The sequence below is a fragment of the Gottfriedia sp. S16(2024) genome (assembly GCF_050473765.1).
Classification (GTDB): domain Bacteria; phylum Bacillota; class Bacilli; order Bacillales; family Bacillaceae_G; genus Gottfriedia.
In genome coordinates, this window is sequence record NZ_JBFLUO010000001.1 from 1,584,627 (window position 1) to 1,604,943 (window position 20,317).

14 protein-coding genes and 1 riboswitch are annotated in these 20,317 nt (G+C 33.1%); of the genes, 11 read left to right on the forward strand and 3 right to left on the reverse strand.

What is annotated here, in order from left to right; all coding sequences use genetic code 11:
• The first annotated feature begins 69 nt into the window (after window positions 1-69).
• The 5 genes from AB1282_RS07440 to AB1282_RS07460 all read left to right on the forward strand — a co-directional run bounded on the left by AB1282_RS07440 (window position 70) and on the right by AB1282_RS07460 (window position 6,793).
• A complete protein-coding gene (locus tag AB1282_RS07440) occupies window positions 70-1,263 on the forward strand; it encodes a PDZ domain-containing protein (RefSeq protein WP_056469562.1) in 1,194 nt (397 codons plus the stop codon).
• Window positions 1,264-1,624: 361 nt separating this feature from the next.
• Window positions 1,625-3,055, forward strand: a complete 1,431-nt coding sequence (locus AB1282_RS07445; protein WP_056469565.1) for a PTS mannitol transporter subunit IICB — start codon at window positions 1,625-1,627, stop codon at window positions 3,053-3,055.
• Window positions 3,056-3,076: 21 nt separating this feature from the next.
• A complete protein-coding gene (locus tag AB1282_RS07450; protein ID WP_429898804.1) occupies window positions 3,077-5,179 on the forward strand; it encodes a BglG family transcription antiterminator in 2,103 nt (700 codons plus the stop codon).
• An 11-nt stretch (window positions 5,180-5,190) separates the two neighbouring features.
• A complete protein-coding gene (locus AB1282_RS07455) occupies window positions 5,191-5,628 on the forward strand; it encodes a PTS sugar transporter subunit IIA (RefSeq protein WP_056469571.1) in 438 nt (145 codons plus the stop codon).
• 1 nt (window position 5,629) lies between these two features.
• On the forward strand, window positions 5,630-6,793 hold the full coding sequence (locus tag AB1282_RS07460) for a mannitol-1-phosphate 5-dehydrogenase (protein ID WP_056469575.1): 1,164 nt from the start codon (window positions 5,630-5,632) through the stop codon (window positions 6,791-6,793).
• Between the two features lie 92 nt (window positions 6,794-6,885).
• On the opposite strand, the gene AB1282_RS07465 is transcribed toward AB1282_RS07460, so the two are convergent.
• Window positions 6,886-8,133 carry a helix-turn-helix domain-containing protein gene (locus tag AB1282_RS07465; protein ID WP_056469578.1) on the reverse strand — a complete coding sequence of 416 codons (1,248 nt, stop codon included), beginning with the start codon at window positions 8,131-8,133 and terminating at the stop codon, window positions 6,886-6,888.
• A 361-nt stretch (window positions 8,134-8,494) separates the two neighbouring features.
• Between AB1282_RS07465 and AB1282_RS07470 the strand changes: the two genes are divergently transcribed.
• Window positions 8,495-12,559 (forward strand): S8 family serine peptidase, encoded by a 4,065-nt coding sequence (locus tag AB1282_RS07470; RefSeq protein WP_429898805.1) that lies wholly within the window; start codon window positions 8,495-8,497, stop codon window positions 12,557-12,559.
• 131 nt (window positions 12,560-12,690) lie between these two features.
• Here the strand turns inward: AB1282_RS07470 and rluF are convergent, their stop codons facing one another.
• On the reverse strand, window positions 12,691-13,407 hold the full coding sequence (rluF, locus tag AB1282_RS07475) for a 23S rRNA pseudouridine(2604) synthase RluF (RefSeq protein ID WP_172795404.1): 717 nt from the start codon (window positions 13,405-13,407) through the stop codon (window positions 12,691-12,693).
• Window positions 13,408-13,603: 196 nt separating this feature from the next.
• A riboswitch (purine riboswitch) is annotated at window positions 13,604-13,705 on the forward strand.
• Between the two features lie 88 nt (window positions 13,706-13,793).
• Between rluF and AB1282_RS07480 the strand changes: the two genes are divergently transcribed.
• A complete protein-coding gene (locus tag AB1282_RS07480) occupies window positions 13,794-15,095 on the forward strand; it encodes an NCS2 family permease (protein ID WP_429898806.1) in 1,302 nt (433 codons plus the stop codon).
• Window positions 15,096-15,172: 77 nt separating this feature from the next.
• On the opposite strand, the gene AB1282_RS07485 is transcribed toward AB1282_RS07480, so the two are convergent.
• Window positions 15,173-16,507, reverse strand: a complete 1,335-nt coding sequence (locus AB1282_RS07485; protein WP_429898807.1) for an APC family permease — start codon at window positions 16,505-16,507, stop codon at window positions 15,173-15,175.
• Between the two features lie 284 nt (window positions 16,508-16,791).
• Here AB1282_RS07485 and AB1282_RS07490 point away from each other — a divergent pair, with 284 nt between their 5' ends.
• The 4 genes from AB1282_RS07490 to AB1282_RS07505 all read left to right on the forward strand — a co-directional run bounded on the left by AB1282_RS07490 (window position 16,792) and on the right by AB1282_RS07505 (window position 20,280).
• Window positions 16,792-17,505, forward strand: a complete 714-nt coding sequence (locus tag AB1282_RS07490; RefSeq protein WP_429898808.1) for an MBL fold metallo-hydrolase — start codon at window positions 16,792-16,794, stop codon at window positions 17,503-17,505.
• A gap of 168 nt (window positions 17,506-17,673) precedes the next feature.
• Complete coding sequence (locus AB1282_RS07495; protein WP_056469593.1) at window positions 17,674-17,871, forward strand: hypothetical protein; 198 nt, start codon at window positions 17,674-17,676, stop codon at window positions 17,869-17,871.
• Window positions 17,872-18,520: 649 nt separating this feature from the next.
• On the forward strand, window positions 18,521-19,405 hold the full coding sequence (locus AB1282_RS07500) for a LysR family transcriptional regulator (RefSeq protein WP_429898809.1): 885 nt from the start codon (window positions 18,521-18,523) through the stop codon (window positions 19,403-19,405).
• A gap of 80 nt (window positions 19,406-19,485) precedes the next feature.
• Window positions 19,486-20,280, forward strand: a complete 795-nt coding sequence (locus tag AB1282_RS07505; RefSeq protein WP_429898810.1) for an SDR family NAD(P)-dependent oxidoreductase — start codon at window positions 19,486-19,488, stop codon at window positions 20,278-20,280.
• Window positions 20,281-20,317: the final 37 nt, after the last annotated feature.

Here is a 20,317-nt window from a genome sequence, read left to right on the forward strand (position 1 = left end):
TTGAAAAAATATCAATAAACCGATAACATAAGAATATCAATCTATTATATAAAAAAGGTGGTGAATGTTATGTGGTCAAATTTATTATCTGAACTCTTAGTTGGATTAGGTAAGCTATTTTTAAATCCATTTACTTATATATTTTTCATCGCATCAATTTTCTGTGGTAATTTACGTGTAAAACGAGAACGTAAGCATTTTTCAGTTCGAAATTTTAATGTAACGTTCGAGTGGAAAACTTCACTTTGGAATGGATTATTGATCGGATTAATTCTTTCAGTTATAACATTGGTAGTTGGAATTAGTATTCCGATTGAAATGGTTTATTTACTAAGTGTGTTAACGATTATTTGTGCACTAATTTTACAATTCAGATGGATGTCTCCTGCTTATCTTTTTGGACTAGCATTAGTTGCTCTTCCGTTTCTTAATAGAGGGCAAGATTCATTACCTTTTTTGAAAAACTTTATACCAAATGATTTGAATGCCATGCTTCCTGCTATAACAATTCTATTGGCTTTACTTTTATTGGCTGAAGGAATTTTAGTTCAACGTAATGCCGCAAATCATACAACTCCTTTATTTATTGAGAGTAAACGTGGTAAAAGAGTAGGGGCACATGAGGCAAATAGATTATGGATGGTACCATTATTTTTACTAATACCAAGTGGTTCGATCGTTAGTGACTATTCATGGTGGCCGACACTTGCTTTAGGTGATAGTGGTTATTCAATTCTTTTTGTACCATTTGGGATTGGATTTTACCAGTTAATTCAAGGAATGCTACCAAAGGAATCAGTTAAAACTGTGGGTAAACAAATAGTAGCTTTAGCAATTATAGTTTGTGTAGGTGGAATATTAAGTTATTTTATTGGATTTGTAGCATTCATAGCTGTAGCTATCGCAGTAGTGGGACGAGAAGCTATAAACTATATTCATAAAAATAGAGATATTAATACACCATCATACTTTACAGTTAAATCAACTGGCCTAATTGTTTTAGGGATTTTACCAAATTCTGTAGCAGATAAAATGAACATTAAAGTAGGCGAAAGCATTACAAAAGTAAATGGACAAAATGTCTCTACTGTTAATGAGTTTTATGAAGCACTACAAATTAACCGCGCGTACTGTAAATTAGAAGTAGTTGATTTCAATTCTGAAATTCGTATAACTCAATCTTCAGTCTATGAAGGTGAACACCATGAGTTGGGGTTTTTATTCCCAGAAGAAGAATCTAAATATAGTGGACAGGTCGGATAAGAGTAGTAAGATAAAAGCTTTCATTTCCACAATATAAAATCAAAAGGAACATATTCATATCTTGAATATGTTCCTTTTTTATTTCTATTCTTTATTCCGGTTTGTGGGCCTTATGTAGTGGTATTTTTATAGGTATCATGTCATGTTTTTGATTATGTTAAGAGACCTATTGCTCGTGTGAATGGAATCTAGCATTCTATAAAAGTAGCCATTAAAGAAAAAGGTTGTTTCCTTTTCTAAATCTTATTTAGCCCTTTTAAATTTTGTCACATTAGTAGGCGACAAATACGAATATTCATTTCATTGTATTGATACTGTAAGCGTTTTATCATTTATATATAAGCTTCACAGGGGAGGTAAAATATTGAATACAGAAAAAAATAACATAAAAGTAAAAATACAAAGCTTTGGTAGTTTTCTAAGCGGTATGGTAATGCCAAACATTGGTGCGTTTATTGCATGGGGATTAATAACAGCACTGTTTATACCTACTGGATGGTTACCTAATGCAAAGTTGGCGGTATTAGTAAGTCCAATGATTACTTATTTATTACCATTGCTAATTGGTTTTACTGGCGGAAGAATGGTCCATGATATTCGAGGTGGAGTTGTTGGTGCTATTGCAACAATGGGGGTAATTGTTGGTGCAGAGATGCCGATGTTCCTAGGCGCTATGATTATGGGACCACTTGGTGGTTTGGCTATTAAGAAATTTGACCAAGCTATACAAGGAAAAGTTAAGTCAGGATTTGAGATGTTAGTTAATAATTTCTCAGCGGGTATTTTAGGAGCAATTTTAGCAATAATTGGTTTAATAGGGGTTAATCCAGTTGTATCGACACTAACAGAAGTGTTAGCTAACGGTGTAGATATGATGGTAAAAGCAAATGTCATTCCATTGGCAAACATATTTATTGAACCAGCAAAAATCTTATTTTTAAACAATGCGATCAACCACGGAATTTTAAGTCCAATTGGTCTTGAACAAGCAAAATCAGCTGGAAAGTCACTTTTATTCTTACTAGAAGCCAATCCAGGACCAGGTTTAGGTGTACTATTAGCATATACAATCTTCGGAAAAGGTACAGCTAAACAAACAGCACCAGGAGCTGTGATTATCCATTTCTTAGGTGGGATTCACGAGATTTATTTCCCATACATCCTAATGAGACCTTTATTAATCCTTTCAGTTATTGCTGGCGGTGTGGCCGGTACATTTACTTTCAATATATTAGGCGCAGGTCTAGTAGCAGCAGCCTCTCCAGGAAGTATTATTGCAATATTAGCAATGGCTCCAAAAGGAGGATACTTACCGATTCTTGCAGGAGTATTTGTTGCAACAGCCGTTTCATTTATTGTTTCAGCTGTAGTTCTAAAATCATCTAAGTCAGTTGCATCGGATGATGATTTAGAAAGAGCAGCTCAAAAAACACAAGATTTAAAAGGTAAAGAAAGTAAAGTAGCTAGTCTATTACAGACTGAAAAAGAAGTAGCTAGTTCTCTTGGTATTGATAAAGAAGTAAAGAAGATTATTTTTGCATGTGATGCCGGTATGGGATCTAGTGCCATGGGAGCATCAATATTACGCAAAAAAGTAAAAACAGCGGGAATAGAATTAGAGATTACGAATGTAGCAATTAATAATTTGCCAAATGATGTAGATGTTGTAATAACTCATAAAGATTTAACTGATCGAGCAAAGGCAAAAGTACCGAATGCAGTTCATATCTCCGTAGAGAACTTCTTAAACAGTCCAAAGTATGATGAATTAGTGAATTCTTTATTAAAATAATAAAAATTTAAAGAGGTATATATGTATATATCAGCAAGAGAAAGAGAAATCATTAATTTGTTGTTGGATCATCCAAATGGAATCAATGTTCAAGAAATTGCAGAGAACTTAAATGTTAGCAGCCGAACTGTGCAACGGGAACTAAAAGGAGTCGAAAGCATTGCCTTGGCTCATAGTCTTTTCTTAAAAAAGATATTGGGTGTCGGAATGTATATTGAAGGGAAACCTGAGCAAAAAAATGAGCTTCAAATTGCAATATTAAAAAGTGGGCAAGAGTTTACTCAAAAAGAAAGACAGGAGTTAATTCTATGTTCCTTATTAAAAGAACCGGAGTCTATTAAACTAAGCTCACTAGCAAATGATTTGCATGTTACCGTTGCAACAGTTAGTAACGATCTTAATAAAGTAGAAGAATGGTTAAAAGACTTCAATTTGGAGCTAATGAGAAAGAAAGGGTACGGCATTGCTTTACTAGGTTCAGAACGAAAAAAAAGAAAAGCCCTAGGACATCTAATTGCACAGCAATTAAATGAATATGAGTTTTTATCTGTAGTAGAAGATGAGCATGAGTCAACGAATAGTTTCTCAAATGGATTATTAGAAATAATAAAACTCGAAAAACTCACCATGATTGGAAAAATGATTCGGGATATTGAGCAACAATTACCTTATTCTCTAGCTGATAGTGCATTTATGACATTTACGATTCACTTATCTTTAGCGATCGAAAGAATTATTGAAGGCGAAGTAGTACAAATGGATCAACAGGTTCTCGAGGAATTAAGTACCTCTAAAGAATTTAATATCGCAGGTCAGATTGTTAATGAATTAGAAGAAGTGTTCAAAGTTAATATTCCAAATGTTGAAAAAGGGTATATTACGATGCATTTATTAGGTGCAAGGCAACGTAAAGAGAAAAATGATTGGCTAGAAGAGAGCAGTACGGAAATCGTTGTAGGCTCAAAAAAGTTAATCAATTATGTATCTAAAGAACTTGAAATAAATTTTGAAGAAGACCAAGCATTATTTGAGGGACTAATTACTCATATTGAACCAGCAATCTATCGAATTCAAAAAAAACTAGATGCAAATAATCCTTTAGCAGGCCAAATTCAAGAGGATTATCCTGCAATGTTTAAGATCATTCAAGAAGGATTAAAAGAAGCTTTTCCATCGATTGTTTTTCCAACTGAGGAAATCGCTTATCTTGTCCTACATTTTGGTTCATCTCAAGTAATCTATGATAACAGTAAAGAAGTTAGAGCGCTTGTATTATGTTCAAGTGGGATTGGTTCTTCTAAAATGTTAGCGAGTCGAATCAAAAAAGAGATAAAAGAAATAACAGATATCGAAGTATCGTCTTTAGCAAACTTAAGAAATATTCAAATTGAACAATATGACATTATTTTATCTACAGTTGAGATGCCGGGATTTTCCAAAAAATATATTACCGTTAATCCTTTATTGCCAAAGAAAGAGGCTGAGCAGATTCGTGATGAAATAAAACGCAACTCTCTTACTACAGAAGCAACATTACTAGGAAAGCTCCATAGCAAAAAGTTTCAAAAGCAGATCAAGCTAGAAACGCCAGAATTAATTAAACAAAATCTTGAAGTAGTTCATCAGTACTCTGAAACTGTACTTCATATTTTGAATACTTTTGAGACAATTTCATTACCGTTTATTCCAACTTCTTCTATTTTATTATTGGAAGTATGCAAACAAGCAAATGTTAGAGGATTAATAGGTGATTATTTTGAGGTGACTAATCAACTCGCAGAAAGAGAAAAGAAGGGTGGCCTAGGGATACCAGGTACTAGCATAGCATTGTATCATTGTCGGTCAGAATATGTTATGCAACCAGTGTTTTTATCCTTTTTGCTTCATGAGCCAATGGTAGTCAAGGCAATGGACCACAAGTCAATAAAAATTAATACATTATTATTATTACTAGCTCCAGTTGAAATGCAGACAGGTCAGTTAGAGGTGTTGAGCACTATTAGTTCAACAATTATTGAAGATGAAGAATCAACTCGGATCTTTACATCTAATAACTATACAAATATATATAACAAATTAAGCTATGCATTATATGAAAATTTACAAAAAAGATTTAAGAATTGAGGGATTAATAAATGATTCAGACAGTATTACCAACAGATAATGTTTTATTAAATGTAGATGTAAAAACAAAGGTTGAAGCTATTTGTTTAGCAGGAAATCTTTTAGTAAAAAACGGTTATGTAAAAGAAAATTATATTGAAAAGATGATTGAAAGAGAAGAGTCTTTAACAACTTATATGGGGAACTTTATCGCGATTCCACACGGAACTGAGGAGTCAAAACAAGAGGTAATCTCATCTGGTATTTCGATTCTTCAAATTCCTAACGGAGTAGACTTTGGGAACGGAAATATTGTAAAGGTAGTATTCGGTATTGCCGGAAAAGATAATGAGCATCTTGAGCTTTTATCTCAAATTGCGATTCTTTGTTCAGAGGAAGAAAATGTACATAAATTAGTCGCAGCCACATCAAAAGAGGAACTAATTTTAATGTTTAGCGAGGAGGAGTAAGATGTTAGCTGTACACTTTGGCGCAGGAAATATTGGAAGAGGATTTATCGGACAATTATTACACAAGGCAGGATATGAGATTTGCTTCGTTGATGTAAACGAAGAGATTATTAATGAGCTGAATGAAAAGAAATCGTATGCTGTCATGTTAGCAGATCGTACCCAAGAAAAAATAAAGATAACAAATGTAAGAGGTATTAATAGTCTGAAAGATCCTCTGGAAGTAGCAAAAGTAATCGCACAGGCTGACATTGTAACAACAGCGGTAGGTCCATCAATTCTTCCTAAAATAGCAAAGCTAATTGCAGATGGATTAGTTGAAAGGGCTAAGAATTCAGATAAAGCGTTAAATATCATTGCATGTGAAAATATGATAGGTGGAAGTACTTTTTTAAGAGAAGAAGTTTATTTAAACATGACATTATCTCAGAAGAAAAAAACTGAACAGTCGGTCAGTTTTCCAGATGCTGCAGTAGATCGAATCGTACCGATTCAAAGTCATGAAGATAAATTATTAGTAGCAGTAGAACCATTTTATGAGTGGGTAATTGACCAATCAAATATGATAGGTGAAGTTCCAACAATTGATGGTGTAACTTATGTAGAGGATTTACTTCCATATATTGAAAGAAAACTATTTACCGTAAACACTGGTCACGCGGCGACTGCATATTTAGGCAATTTCTACGGATATAAAACGATTAAGGAAGCAATTTCTGATGAGAATATTAGAAGTATTGTTAATTCTATTTTAGATGAAACAGGAAAGTTATTAGTTAAAAAATATAACTTTGACTTAGAACAACATAACGCCTATATTAAAAAAATAATAGGTAGATTCGATAATGAATATATTTCAGATGAATTATCCCGTGTTGCTCGTTCTCCAATACGTAAATTAGGAGCAAATGACCGTTTTATTAAGCCAGCAAGAGAGTTAATAAACTTTGGAATAACACCTAACTATTTAGTTAAAGCAATTGCAGTTGCTCTATTCTATAAAAATAATGATGATCATGAAGCAGTTGAACTACAAAGCTTCCTCCAAGAGCACACTGTGGAAGAGTTGCTTGTTAAATATTCGGAATTATCAGATTTCATAGGGTTAATTAATTTAATTGTTGATGAATTCAATCAGTTAGAGAAGGACTTACTTGTACATTAATTTTACTAGAATGATAGACTAACTAAAATTCATTGTAAGGGACAGATTCAATAGAATCAGTCCCTTAATCTATTCTGTCTTACCCGTTTTAACTAATTACCATTAATAAACATTTCTCCAGCTTGAACTGCTCTCTCATATTGCTTAGTCTTAACATAGTACGAGTAGAGCAACTTAGCATACTTACTTGAATGTGTGACATGATGGTGTTCCTTAAAGAAAGGAAATGCAGTTTGTTCCATGAAATTATAATATTCATCAAAATTTTCGTTAAAACGTAAAATTAAAAGCTTAAAGAGAATTCTATATAAATCATTTGTAGCTTTTTCTGAAAGAGCAAGTCCTTCATATGCTTCTTCTAGCAATTCATTTGTAGATAGGAGCTTTCCTTCCCCAGCATTATCTAAATAGTTGTATAAACGATTCAAATATGGCAATGATTGTTTATCAGCTTCTTCAATGGATTTTTTATAAAAGATATGTGCATTTTTAAAGTCTTGCTTCCAAAAATACATTAGACCTAAATTATGTAAGATCATTCCACTCTTATCCAAAAGTCCTAAAGCTTCGCTATGCTCAATTAAACTTTCATACCTATTTACAATCTCTTCAAAATCTAGTTGTGCGCTGTCTTTTAATTGTACTAGCATTAATGATTCTGCCAAAATTGCTCTTGCGTAATTATTTGTTTTATTAAAATATCTAAATGCCTTTTCACCGTAGAAATATGCCATTACTTTAGACCGAGTCCAATGATAGGCTGAACCGAGATGATAGTAATATTCTTTATTTCCATATTCCTCTATATTGACCTTCTTTAATTCTTGTAGTGCAATTTGTCTATTTAGATTTCCAAGTCGTGTATATTGATTTAAATAATAGATCCCTCTAACGTGATGGAATAGGTTCCTTTCATATGCCGACATAGGAGGAGAATCTTTTTTGATCTGTTTAATAATGCGATCTGCTTTATCTGTATTTTTACTTAAAATAAAGTAGCGGGCTAATAATAGCTGATAATAGGTAGCATAGTTGGATGCGTTAATATAGTGAATACTTTCTAATTCTTCTTTAATTATTATGACATCCTTCATTCGCTCTAATATGATTGCATTATGCCATTTTTGTAATTTCTTTTCGATATCTTGAACAGTGGCTATCTCATTTTTAATGTCAATCTGAAGACGTTGAGAGAACAGTTGAATAATTTCTTCAGAATAACGGGTTTCCCCTCTTTCTATTCTACTTACATGGGTAGCGGTACAAATGTCTTTTCCTAATTCCTCTTGGGTTAGTCCTGCTTTTTTACGATAAAATTTAATGATTTCTCCTTCAAGCATATGTTCTCTCCTTTTCAAATCCCAGTTGCCTTACTATGAAGTTTTTTGCGAGCATAAATCTAAGAAACTAGAAAGTACAAAGACTTTGAAATACCTACTAATTTATTATAACTAGAATTTTTTAAAGTCAAATACTTTCAATTCAAATTAAAAATAACACAAAATTCATAGCAAAATTTCATGCTTTTTTAATATTTAATGAAATTTCCTTTCAAATTTCAATAGTTTTTAGGAAAAAAAACCTACAAAATGACCAAAATTTCGATAAAAATTAACACAATATGCTTTTTTCCTAAATGCTATTACTATTGAAATAGTAAGAATTTTTTAACTATAAAGATAAAAATGGGGGATGAAGTCTATGAAGGTAACAACATTAGCAAAGCACTCGGCAGTACTTGCCCTTTCAACGAGTCTGCTTATTGCACCTTTTAGTGCAAAGTCATACATAACGGCAAAAGCAGCAACTTCTAAAGCAGAAGAAATTTTAGCTTCAATTACTAAAGAGCAAAGAGAAGCATTAAAACAACTAGAATTGAACAATCAAGAGGGGCTTCAAGGCTTTCAAGAAAGTGAACTGAATTCTGATAAAAACATCTCTGTCATCGTTCAGTTTAATTCAGATCCAAGTAATGTTGCAGTATTAGAGGCAGCAGTTGATGGAAAGTCATTAACAAAATCATCAGCACAAGCACAAGTTGACAAAGAGCACAAAGTTTTTAAAGAAGATGTAGGCAAATTTGTTAAGGGTAAGGAAAAGAAAAACGCTCCTGTTATTACAAAAACGTATAAAACAGCATTTAATGGTGCAGCGATTACACTTCCTGCAAACCAAGTAAAAGAACTTTTAAAATCAGATGCTGTTAAAACGATATATAAAGATATAGCTTTTAATGTAGATCCAATTAAAGAGGATGTTCCAACAGATGTTGCTAGTAAAACAACTACATCAGTAGATAGTATTCCATATTTAAAAGTGGACAAGCTACATAAAGAAGGAATAACAGGTAAAGGTGTTAAAGTAGGGGTTCTAGATACTGGTATTGACTATAATCACCCTGATTTAAAAGACGCTTTTAAAGGCGGATACGATTTTGTAGATAATGATAATGATCCAATGGAAGCTACTTACAAAGACTGGCAGGCTTCAAACCAACCTGAAAGTAATGGTAATGGCACTTACTATACAGAGCATGGTACGCATGTATCGGGAACAATTGTTGGACAAAATAAAAATGATAGTGAAGTTTCGGTAGAAGGAGTTGCTCCAGATGCGGATCTATATATGTACCGTGTGCTTGGTCCATACGGAAGCGGATCATCTGAAAATGTAATTGCAGGTATTGATAAAGCAGTTCAAGATGGTATGGATGTTATTAACCTTTCATTAGGGGCGGGAATTAACGATCCGTATTATCCAACTAGTACGGCAATAAATTATGCTGTACTAAATGGCGTAACAGCGGTGGTTTCAGCAGGTAACAGTGGACCTAATGCTTATACTTTAGGATCACCAGGTACGGCAGCATTTGCTTTAACAGTAGGAGCGAGTGATGTACCAACGACAATTTCAACATTTGAAGGAAAAGTAGAAGGCGGATGGTCAACTGATCTTATAAGTATGGCTAGGAGCTTCGCTGATAACTTTAATAGTTTAGAAGGAAAATCTCTTGAACTAGTAGATGTTGGATTAGGAACATTAGATGATTACAAAAATAAAAATGTAGCAGGAAAAATTGCTTTCGTTCAGCGTGGAAACTTTGCTCTAGTAGATAAAGTGAAGTTTGCAAAACAAAATGGAGCAAAAGCTGTCATTATGTACAACAATGTTGATGGCCATGTTGGATATAACTTAGGTGAATCAATGGAATATATTCCTGCATTCTCAATGACAAAGAAAGCAGGAGAAGAATTAAAGGCCAAAATTGCAAATGGAAATACAACGTTCACTTTTACAAATTTAAAGGAAAAGTCTACTGAAGGTGATAAGCTAGCAGACTTCAGCTCAAGAGGACCAGTTAATGGAAACTACCAAATGAAGCCTGAAATCACATCACCTGGTGTGAGTGTTCTATCTACAGTTCCTTCTTATATTGCAAATCATGATACACCAGAAGACTATAAATACGCATATCAAAGAATGGATGGAACATCTATGGCATCACCATTTGCAGCTGGTGTGGCGGCCTTATTAATCGGACAAAATCCAAACCTTGAGCCAGCAGACGTTAAATCAATTCTGATGAACACTGCTGATCAACTTAATGGAGACTATAGCGTTTTTGAAGTAGGAGCAGGTCGCGTAGATCCATATCAAGCTCTTCACACTCAAACAGAAATAAAGGTACAAGATGAAACATTAATTCCAGTTGGTGATAAATTATTAAAAGCAGAGAATGAAACAGGTGGGTTAAGTTTCGGTAGACAATTTATTAAAGATAATTCTCAATTGAAATTAAAGAAAGATATTGAATTTACAAACAATAGTAATAAAAATCAAACATTCGATGTCAAGGTTGTAGATAACGCACAAGGAGCAAACGGATTAGAAGAGAATGGCGTAGTAGTAGATTTAGGTGACTCAATTAAAATTAATCCAAATTCTGCTAAAACAGTAAAAGCAACACTAACTGTGCCTTCTACAGCTAAAAAAGGTTTTTATGAAGGGTACATTTTAATCACTAATAGCTCAAATAAATCAGAGCAATACCGTATCCCATTTAGTTTCAAAAAATCAGATGAAGGCTTTGACACGCTTAGCATATCATCGCATGCGATCTCTCCATTATTTTATGGAACATATGACGCGTTTAAAACATCAGCAACATCGTTAAAGTTCAATTTAGGTTCTCCAGTTAACACGTTAGATGTTGTATTACAAGACGGTAATACAAATGAAGACTTAGGACTTGTTGGCACGCTTAATATGAAAAGTGCAACGTCAGATGTCGACTACTTTATACAACAAGCATTTACTGGATCATATTACAAGTTTACAGGTGATAAAAAACAACCTGTATCATCAGAGATGAGTCAGGCTAAACCTGGACATTATAAACTGAAATTTATTACAACATTACCAAATGGTAAACAGAAAGTTAATTATGACGATATCTTTATTGATATTGACACACCAACAGTAAAAAGTTCCCTAGATGGAGATTCACCTTTTATTGAGTATAAGCCAGGACAAGAGACTTACCCTTTTGAAATGGAGGTAAAAGATGCTGCTTTAACAGATATGCAACAAGCTGGTATTGATGTAGACGAAACATCAAACTTTGCAGTATATACGTATGGATTTCCTATTCCTAACGGTCCAATCCATATGGACAAGAACGGCAAGTGGGTTGATGAAGTACAAATGGATGAAAGTACACAATCACTGTCATTCAACTTAATTGGGTATGATGCTGCTGGAAATCAAGCAAATTGGAAAGAATACTACTTTGTTAAAGAAGGTACACCAGTTGCATATGCTAAGCATAACGTACAACTAGCTAGATCAGGAGATATTCTATCTGCATCTTTAGTTCTAGACAACGTACAAGGTGTAAAAGAAGCAACCTGGAATTTTGATGATGCTGGGGCTGTAGGTATTCCTTTCGTAAATCTTGTAGAGGCGTCTTTAACTAATAAATTTAAGGATAAAGCAGAAATTCAAGTAACTGGTAATAAAGTTAAAGTGAAGTTTAAAGAAGCAATGGTATTCGATCGCTCTGAAGTAATAAACGTAAAAGTAAAAGTACAAGATCAAGTTTTTTATCCAATCGGATATATTAACCCATCAGCTACTATCGTAGATGCTAATGGTCAAACCGTGAAGTTATTAAACGCAGGTAAACGATTCCAATTAAAACCAAAATTTAACCGTGTTCAAGGAAATATAATTCCTGAAGGGTATCTAGTGCAAGTAGAGGGTCAAGTACCTTATTTAGGATCTCGTGACTGGACAAAAGTAGGAGCAACATTAAAAGTAACAAATGGTGCTTATAGTTTAGATGCTACTAATTTGATTAGTAGAGGTAAATTTAATCTTGAACCACTTGCATTAAGCAAAGATGCCTATACATTTGAAATAAATGTTCCAGGTCACTTTATTACGAAGAAATCTCAAAAATTCGGTTTTGAATACAACAGCGTATTATATGGGAAATCAGAAACAACTAACATTAATTTAGTTGGTGGAGATGTTAACCAAGATAACGTAATCGATGTACAAGATGCACTTTATGTTCAAACTTACTGGGGAACAAACAAGCGAAGTGCTGATATCAATTTTGATGGTACTGTAGACGCAAAAGATTTCGCTTTTATTGAGAAAAATTACTTGCAGAAAAATCCATCAGTACAAAATGCACCAACACCGAAAACGATCTATAAAAACCAAACGTTAGAAACGATTAAGAGTCAATTAGGCTTATAATCTTAAAACCCAAAGAAGCTGCTATTAATATTACTTAATAGTAGTTTCTTTTTTTTTTTGAGAATAAACTCAAACTTTTTATTGGGCAAAAAAAGACTAATTCAATTAAATTGAATCAGTCTTTTTTAAATTCACCATTCATTTGGTTCATAATTTAATTCTCTAAACAACTGAGTTTTTTCTTTCTTAGATAAGTCTCTCCATTGACCCATTGGTAGATTGCCTAGATTAATATTCATAATTCGAGTTCTTTGCAATCGGTATACTTCATATCCAAGTGCCTCACACATGCGACGAATTTGACGGTTTAAGCCTTGTGTTAAAATGATTTGGAAATCAAATTTTGAAAGCTGTTTTACCTCACATGGTAATGTTTTTGTACCTAATATTTTTACCCCTTCAGACATTTTGGTTAAAAAGTCAGGAGTTATTGGTTTATCTACTGATACAATATATTCTTTTTCATGCCTATTTTCAGCTCGTAAAATTTCATTTACAATATCTCCATCATTTGTAAGGAGAATCAAACCCTCAGAGTCTTTATCAAGTCTTCCAATATTAAAGATACGTAATGGGTGGTTTACGAGATCAACAATATTGCCTTTAACACCTTTTTCAGTTGTACTCGTTATACCAACTGGCTTGTTTAAGGCTATATAAACATGGTTTCGAGCTAATCTAATATGTTCACCATTTACAATTACCTCATCGCCAGGTTCAACTTGGTCACCGACTTTGGCTACTCTACCATTTAATTTTACTCTACCTTCACTAATTAATTTGTCAGCTCCACGTCTCGAAGCCTTTCCAGACTCACTAATAAATTTATTTAAACGAATGTTAAACAACTCCTTAAATTCTAAATTATACTTTCAGAATAACATAGATAGCTTTTTAATGAGAATACCATTCGACTATTACTAAAAAGTACTTTTAAATAATTGTTGTTTACTACTATTTTATCCACATTCTTTGTATTATTTTCTAAATTATATAACAAAAATGTTTTTTATTGACAGACTGTAGGTCAGGTCGTATGATAGAAAAAATATATTAATATTTTCTCATATAAACTTGAAAATAAGGTTCAAGAGTTTCTACCTAGCGCCCGTAAACTGCTAGACTATGAGGAAGAGCTCTGGATTTTTGTTTTCTTTACATTGTAAAACTGCCTGCTTTTTCTCATGAAAAGCGGGCAGTTTTTTTTATTTTAATATAATAAAGGAGTCATCACATGTTTCAACTTAAAGAACGAAATACTTCAGTTAAAATTGAAGTATTAGCTGGTTTAACTACATTTTTAACTTTGGCGTACATCATTATTGTCAACCCTATGATTTTAAAGGATGCAGGTGTACCGTTTAACCAGGCATTTTTAGCTACTATTTTAGCGACGATTATTGGTACTTTAACAATGTCATTAATAGCAAATTATCCAATCGTTATTGCACCTGCAATGGGATTAAATGCCTATTTTACTTATTCTGTAATTGGAGGACATAATCTTCCTTATTCAGTCGGTTTTTCTGCTGTTTTTATTACCGGAATTTTATTTTTACTACTTTCTTTAACATCCTTCCGAACAAAATTAATACAAGCCATTCCTGCTAACTTAAAGCATGCAATCGCTGCTGGAATTGGTTTGTTTATTACTTTTATTGGTTTACGTTTATCAGGTATTGTCGCAGATCATCCTACTAATCTAGTTCAAATTGGTGATTTTAGTTCTCCTAAGGTCGCACTTACATTGATCGGTTTATTAATAACAATTGTATTTATGGCACTTAACTTAAATGGCGCATTATTTCTAGGGATGATTACGACAGGTTTAATTGCATATTTTACAGGTCAGTTAAATTTTGCAAATGGTTTTGTTGCGATGCCTCATTTACCAAAAGGAATTTTAGTATACAACCCAATTGATTCCATCAAAGACATTATTGAATATGGACTTTATAGTGTAATTTTTTCATTCTTACTCGTCATGTTATTCGATACAACAGGCGCTTTACTAGCAATCGTTAAACAAGCAGGTCTTATCAAAAATGGTAAGTTAAAAAAGGGTGGAAGTGCATTCTCTGCTGATTCAATTGGAACAATTGTTGGTGCAATGTTAGGAACAAGCCCGACTGCAGCAACAGTAGAATCCTCTGCTGGTGTTGGTGCTGGTGGAAAAACTGGTTTAACGTCATTAACTGTTGTGGTTTTATTTGTAATCGCAGCATTTTTTAGCCCAATGATTGGTTCTGTATCAGAAGTGGCCGCAATTACGGCGCCAAGCTTAATTATTGTTGGCTGTTTTATGATAAAGAGTATTTCGGAGATTAAATGGGATGATTTTGAAGAAGCATTCCCGGCATTTTTAGTCATCGTTACTATGCCATTAACATCAAGCATTGCAAACGGTATTGCTTTAGGCTTCATTTCTTACCCAATAATGAAAATCGTAAAACGTAAATTTAAAGATGTGCACCCATTTGTTTATTTATTTGCAGTATTATTCCTAGTTCAATTAGTATTTTTTGCACATAAGTAATAGTGAACAGAAAAAGCAGGTAAAAGATATTGAAATCTTTTACCTGCTTTTTATAAACCTTGATTCATACCTATCTATCAACTTGCTTTATATTTTTCATCGAATCTATTAGTCGACTTTAGTTTCCAATAAACAGGCAAACCAATAATTGCAATACCAATTGATACAAGTGCATCTATTGGTGCATTTATAATCGTACTACCAACGATGTAAAGTGTACCTATAATTGCCACAATCGGAGTGATCGGATATAAAGGCACTTTATATAATTTCTTTCCACCTTTATCTTTTTTACGTAATATGAAGATTGCATTAAATGCTAGTCCATAAAATAAGAAGACTGCAAATATAGCCATATCAGAAAGTCGATCAGGATTCCAAAATATCATCATTGCTAATGCTAAAACAATTTGAAAAACAGTTGAGCCTACTGGTGTATTAAATTTAGGATGAATACTAGATAATACTTTTGAACCAGGTAGGAAGTTTCGTTTTGCCATTGCAAATGTAACCCTCGGGAATGTAAGAATTTTTCCATTTAAACAGCCAAAAATAGAAACTAAAATTCCGATGGCAAGAATTTTTCCGCCAATATTACCAAATAGTGAAGAAGCTGCTGCTGTAGCTGCATTAGGACCTAATTCAACAATTTTACTTGCAGATAAAACATGTAGCATTGCGATATTAACAGAAAGATAAGCTAAAATAACAATCACAATACCAGAAATAATTGCTCTAGGAAGAGTCTTTGAAGGATTCTTCATTTCTCCTGCCATAAAGCCTACATTCATCCAACCGTCATATGCCCATAAAGTCGCTAATACTGCTGCGCCCATACTAAGTGCTTGAGTAGAACTACCACTCTCTGCATTAAAAACTGATACGTCCCCTTGAAGAATACCAAAAACAGCAATTAAAATAATAGGAACTAGTTTTCCAGCAGTTGAGATTGTTTGAATCAATCCACCAAGCTGAGTGCCTAGTATGTTTAGACCACCAAGTAATATAATCGTGATAATACCAATAACTTTGCTACTTCCCTGAAAACCGAAAAAATCTGCCAATAAAGAACCAAAATAAAGACTAAGAGCACCCATAACAGCTGGTCCGTAGACAAGGGTTTGTACCCAACCGCATAAAAATCCCCACTTCTCACCATAAACCTCTTCTATGTATGCATATAATCCACCAGTTCTCGGGATTTTTACACTTACTTCAGCGATCGTTAATCCACTTGCTAGTGTAATAACGCCACCGATAATCCAGGCTAAAAGAGCCATAGTGGAGTTAGCAGTTGAAGACAGCACGATCCCAGGTTTCATAAAGATTCCAGAACCAATTACTGTACCGATTACTAAAGACGTTGATACGAAAAAGCCAATATTTTTCTTTAAATTTACTTCTTTTTCCACATTATACGCTCCTTCCAGGACTATATTTATAAAATTAGAAAGATTATAGCATATTAATTTTCTAAACTATTTTTTTCTGAAAAGTTAAATTTATGTCTTATGTATTTTTGATATAGCGGATAAGACCTATTAATTCTAATAAATCTTTCATGCTATTTATACATTATGACTAGATAATATATTGATAAAAGGTTATTAGTCTTAAATATAGAACACTATAATGTAGGTATTTCAGACCGATTTTTAGTTAATCATGGAATGCTATCTATTCTGGAGGTGAAGACGTGGAGGTTTCTTTTGAACGTGTAGTAGATAACATATATGCTTTAGCGATATGGGATACCGAATGGAAGTCATATAATAATTGCTATTTTATAATTCAAGATAATGGAGTTACTCTCATTGATTCAGGAAAAGGGATCCACTCTAAGTATCTTAGGAAAGCTCTAGTTGAATTGGGGAAAACACCAGAAGACGTCCAACTCTTTTTAGCTACACATGGACATAAGGACCATATTGAAGGTTCTAGTATTTTTAAAAATGCTAAGAAATTTATCCATTCAAATGATAATGATTTGATTGATTCACTTGAATTAACTCAGTTTAGTAATGACCTTGAAGCTTTTGAAGTAATAAAGGAGTTTGAGCATGATTTAGTAGGGTACCATACTCCAGGTTCGGTCGTTTTTTACCATCGTCCATCAAAAATAGTTTTTACGGGTGATTTCTTATGTTTCTTCGGTGATCCATTATCAAAGGATGGTTTGGTCTCTAAAGGAGATGACCTTAGAAATGAGTGGGTAAAATATTTGAGAGATGGCGGAGTCTCAACAGAACACTTAGATCATTTTCTAGGTGGACTAAAAAAAGTAAATCAGTTTGATAGTAGTGTAATGTGTACTGGACATGGCGGTGTCCTAGTAGGAAATATTAGAGAGTTTATAAGTGATCTAATTGATGTCGGAGTTCAATCTAGTAATAGAGAATCAGATTGTTGACAAGTGTTTGCAATCAGTCCTTTTTTATAGGAGTGATCGTTTAGAAAGAGCTTAATTTTTGCACTTTAAAAAGGTTAGAATGGAATATTCTTACCAATAATGAACTATATAGACTGTAAAAAGGTTTCTATAAAGTACTTATAATTACTTTAATGGGAGTGCATTGTAATGAAGTTAAAATCATTAATTGGGCTATTATTAGGTTCATTGACAACATTCTTCATTTTAAGTCTTCTAAGTAATAAACTTACCAATAAAGAGTACTGGTTTTATGCAATAATCTATCTTGTCTTTATGGTTTTAGCATACTTAGCAATTAATTTCATACGAAAAGTTAAGTCATCAAAGAAGACTGATTCATTTTGAATCAGTCTAAGAGTGTTGAAATATAAAACGGTCAATAGAGAAAGCGGACATTAAATAAACATTTATTAATAATGAAATTATCATTGTTGGATGATCTATCTATTACTGGTTTTAATTTTAATATGTTTGAGGAATTTTATGATTCCAATAACACTAATGAGGGTTTTTTCAGAAGTTAAAAATATTATGAACTAATTTTTAGAAAAACAATTTCATTTGATTTGTTTATTAATTAATGTTCGATTCTTATTGATCTACAAACTGATTAATAAACATCTGTTAGGATACTCTTAGTAAAGGCTATTTGTTTAGGTTTTATTGCAGACTTTTTTTAATGAATAAGTTGATTGGAACGGAGGGGTGCTCGACTCCTATGGGATATGCGGGAAGGCTGAGACCCCGCAGGCTTGCCGAGGAGGCTCAGGTCTCGCCCCATGGAAAGCGAGCATCCTGTAGTGGAAATCAACATCACTCTACTTCTTTACGAAAATTTGGTAAGTTAATTGACAAGGTTGTTTTTCAACAGCGTGAGACTGATTCATTTTGAATCAGTCTTTTTTATTTACCTGTTTTATCAAATTTCTTATTATAAGAAAAATAAATGATGTTAATATTGATAATAAGTAAATCTGATACTAGGAGATAGAAAATGGATCAAATTCTTTTAGTTTTTATGGCGGTCGCTGAAAAAAGAAACTTTTCAAGAGCGGCTGAGGAGTTACATATGACTCAACCATCCGTTAGTCAGCAAATTCAATTACTTGAGAAGCATATCGGTGCAAAGCTTTTGATTAGAACGAATAAGTATGTTCAGTTAACGAAAGCTGGAGAAATCGTTTATTTGCATGCAAAGGAAATAACTAGTTTATACAAACGTATGTCGACACTTGTGAATGATCTGATGAATGAGGCTAGTGGTCATCTTAAAATAGGTGCAAGTTATACATTTGGTGAATATGTATTACCGCAAATTTTAGCGGAAATGAAGAGACTTTTCCCGAATGTCATCCCATCGGTGCAAATAGGGAATACTCGAGAAATTGTTCAGGCTGCACTTAGTTATCAAATTGATATTGGTATAGTTGAGGGAGAAGCGACGCATACAAATTTAAATATGCAACCTTTTGCAAATGATGAAATGTATATTATTGCTGGAACTAAAAGCGAAATTTATGCTATTGAAGCTGTGACATTGAATCAAATTGAAAATGAAACATGGATTGTTAGGGAAGAAGGATCTGGAACAAGGGAAGCGACTGAACGATTATTTGAATTATTAAAGATACGTCCTAAAAACATAATTGAATTTGGTAGTACACAATTAATTAAAGAGGCTGTAGAAGCTGGTATGGGAATTACCTATCTTTCTGAACTAGCAATAAAAAAAGAAAAGCAGTTAAATACCATTGATTACCTTAAAGTAGAGGGGACACCGATTCAACGGAATTTTTCAATTATCACAGATAAAATCGAACTTCAAATGAAATCGATGGAACTATTTATTGAGTTAGTGAAGAAATATTACGAGAAATAAAGTAGGAATCCTTTTTTTATTTAGTTGAACATATAGTAAAACAAAGTGTTCTTACGATAAAAAGATAAAGGATAATCATAATGACTTTCAAAAAACAAAAGGGTAAAACAGTATTAATTACCGGACCAACGGAAGGAATAGGCTACGAGTTAACTAAATTATTTGCAAAAGATCATTTCAACTTAGTTTTAGTAGCTAGGAATAAAATTAAATTAGAAGAAATGGCTAATTCATTGATGAAGCAATTCAATATAAAAGTAATGGTTATTGCTGAAGACCTTTCTAAAGTAATTTCTGCTAAGTCCATTTTTGATCAAGTTTCAAAGTCACAACTGGAGATTGATATTCTAGTAAATAATGCTGGAGTTGCTCTATACGGAGACTTTGGTCGGACTGATTTAAATAAAGAATTAAAGATGATTCAGCTAAATATTGTTACTTTAACAGCGTTAGTAAAATACTTCCTACCAAATATGCTTCAAAAAAAGTCAGGTCAAATTATTAATATTGCATCTACTTCAGCTTTTCAACCAGGGCCAAAAATGTCCGTCTATGCAGCTTCAAAGGCTTACGTACTATCATTTAGTGAAGCTCTTTCAGAGGAATTAAGACATACAGGAGTTACTGTAACAGCTGTTTGCCCAGGACCAACTAAAACGGGAATTATAAATTCATCCGGTGGAAATAATTCAAAGCTATTTAAAGGTAAAATTATGACCCCCAAAAAAGTTGCGAAGTTGACTTATGAGGCAGTTAGTAAGAAGAAAACCATTGTTATTACAGGTATTAAGAATAAAATTTTAGCGCAATCTGTTCGATTCATTCCAAGATCGATCATTAGAAAACTTGCAATAAAACTATTGGAAGAAAAATAAAAAAATACAGTCAACAGGCTGTATTTTTTAGTAACAA

Coding starts and splice junctions, on each gene's coding strand:
- AB1282_RS07470 (WP_429898805.1), top strand. CDS start 8,495: ATGAAGGTAACAACATTAGCAAAGCACTCGGCAGTACTTGCCCTTTCA.
- AB1282_RS07440 (WP_056469562.1), top strand. CDS start 70: ATGTGGTCAAATTTATTATCTGAACTCTTAGTTGGATTAGGTAAGCTA.
- AB1282_RS07495 (WP_056469593.1), top strand. CDS start 17,674: ATGAAGTTAAAATCATTAATTGGGCTATTATTAGGTTCATTGACAACA.
- AB1282_RS07450 (WP_429898804.1), top strand. CDS start 3,077: ATGTATATATCAGCAAGAGAAAGAGAAATCATTAATTTGTTGTTGGAT.
- AB1282_RS07480 (WP_429898806.1), top strand. CDS start 13,794: ATGTTTCAACTTAAAGAACGAAATACTTCAGTTAAAATTGAAGTATTA.
- AB1282_RS07500 (WP_429898809.1), top strand. CDS start 18,521: ATGGATCAAATTCTTTTAGTTTTTATGGCGGTCGCTGAAAAAAGAAAC.
- AB1282_RS07505 (WP_429898810.1), top strand. CDS start 19,486: ATGACTTTCAAAAAACAAAAGGGTAAAACAGTATTAATTACCGGACCA.
- AB1282_RS07460 (WP_056469575.1), top strand. CDS start 5,630: ATGTTAGCTGTACACTTTGGCGCAGGAAATATTGGAAGAGGATTTATC.
- AB1282_RS07455 (WP_056469571.1), top strand. CDS start 5,191: ATGATTCAGACAGTATTACCAACAGATAATGTTTTATTAAATGTAGAT.
- AB1282_RS07465 (WP_056469578.1), bottom strand. CDS start 8,133: ATGCTTGAAGGAGAAATCATTAAATTTTATCGTAAAAAAGCAGGACTA.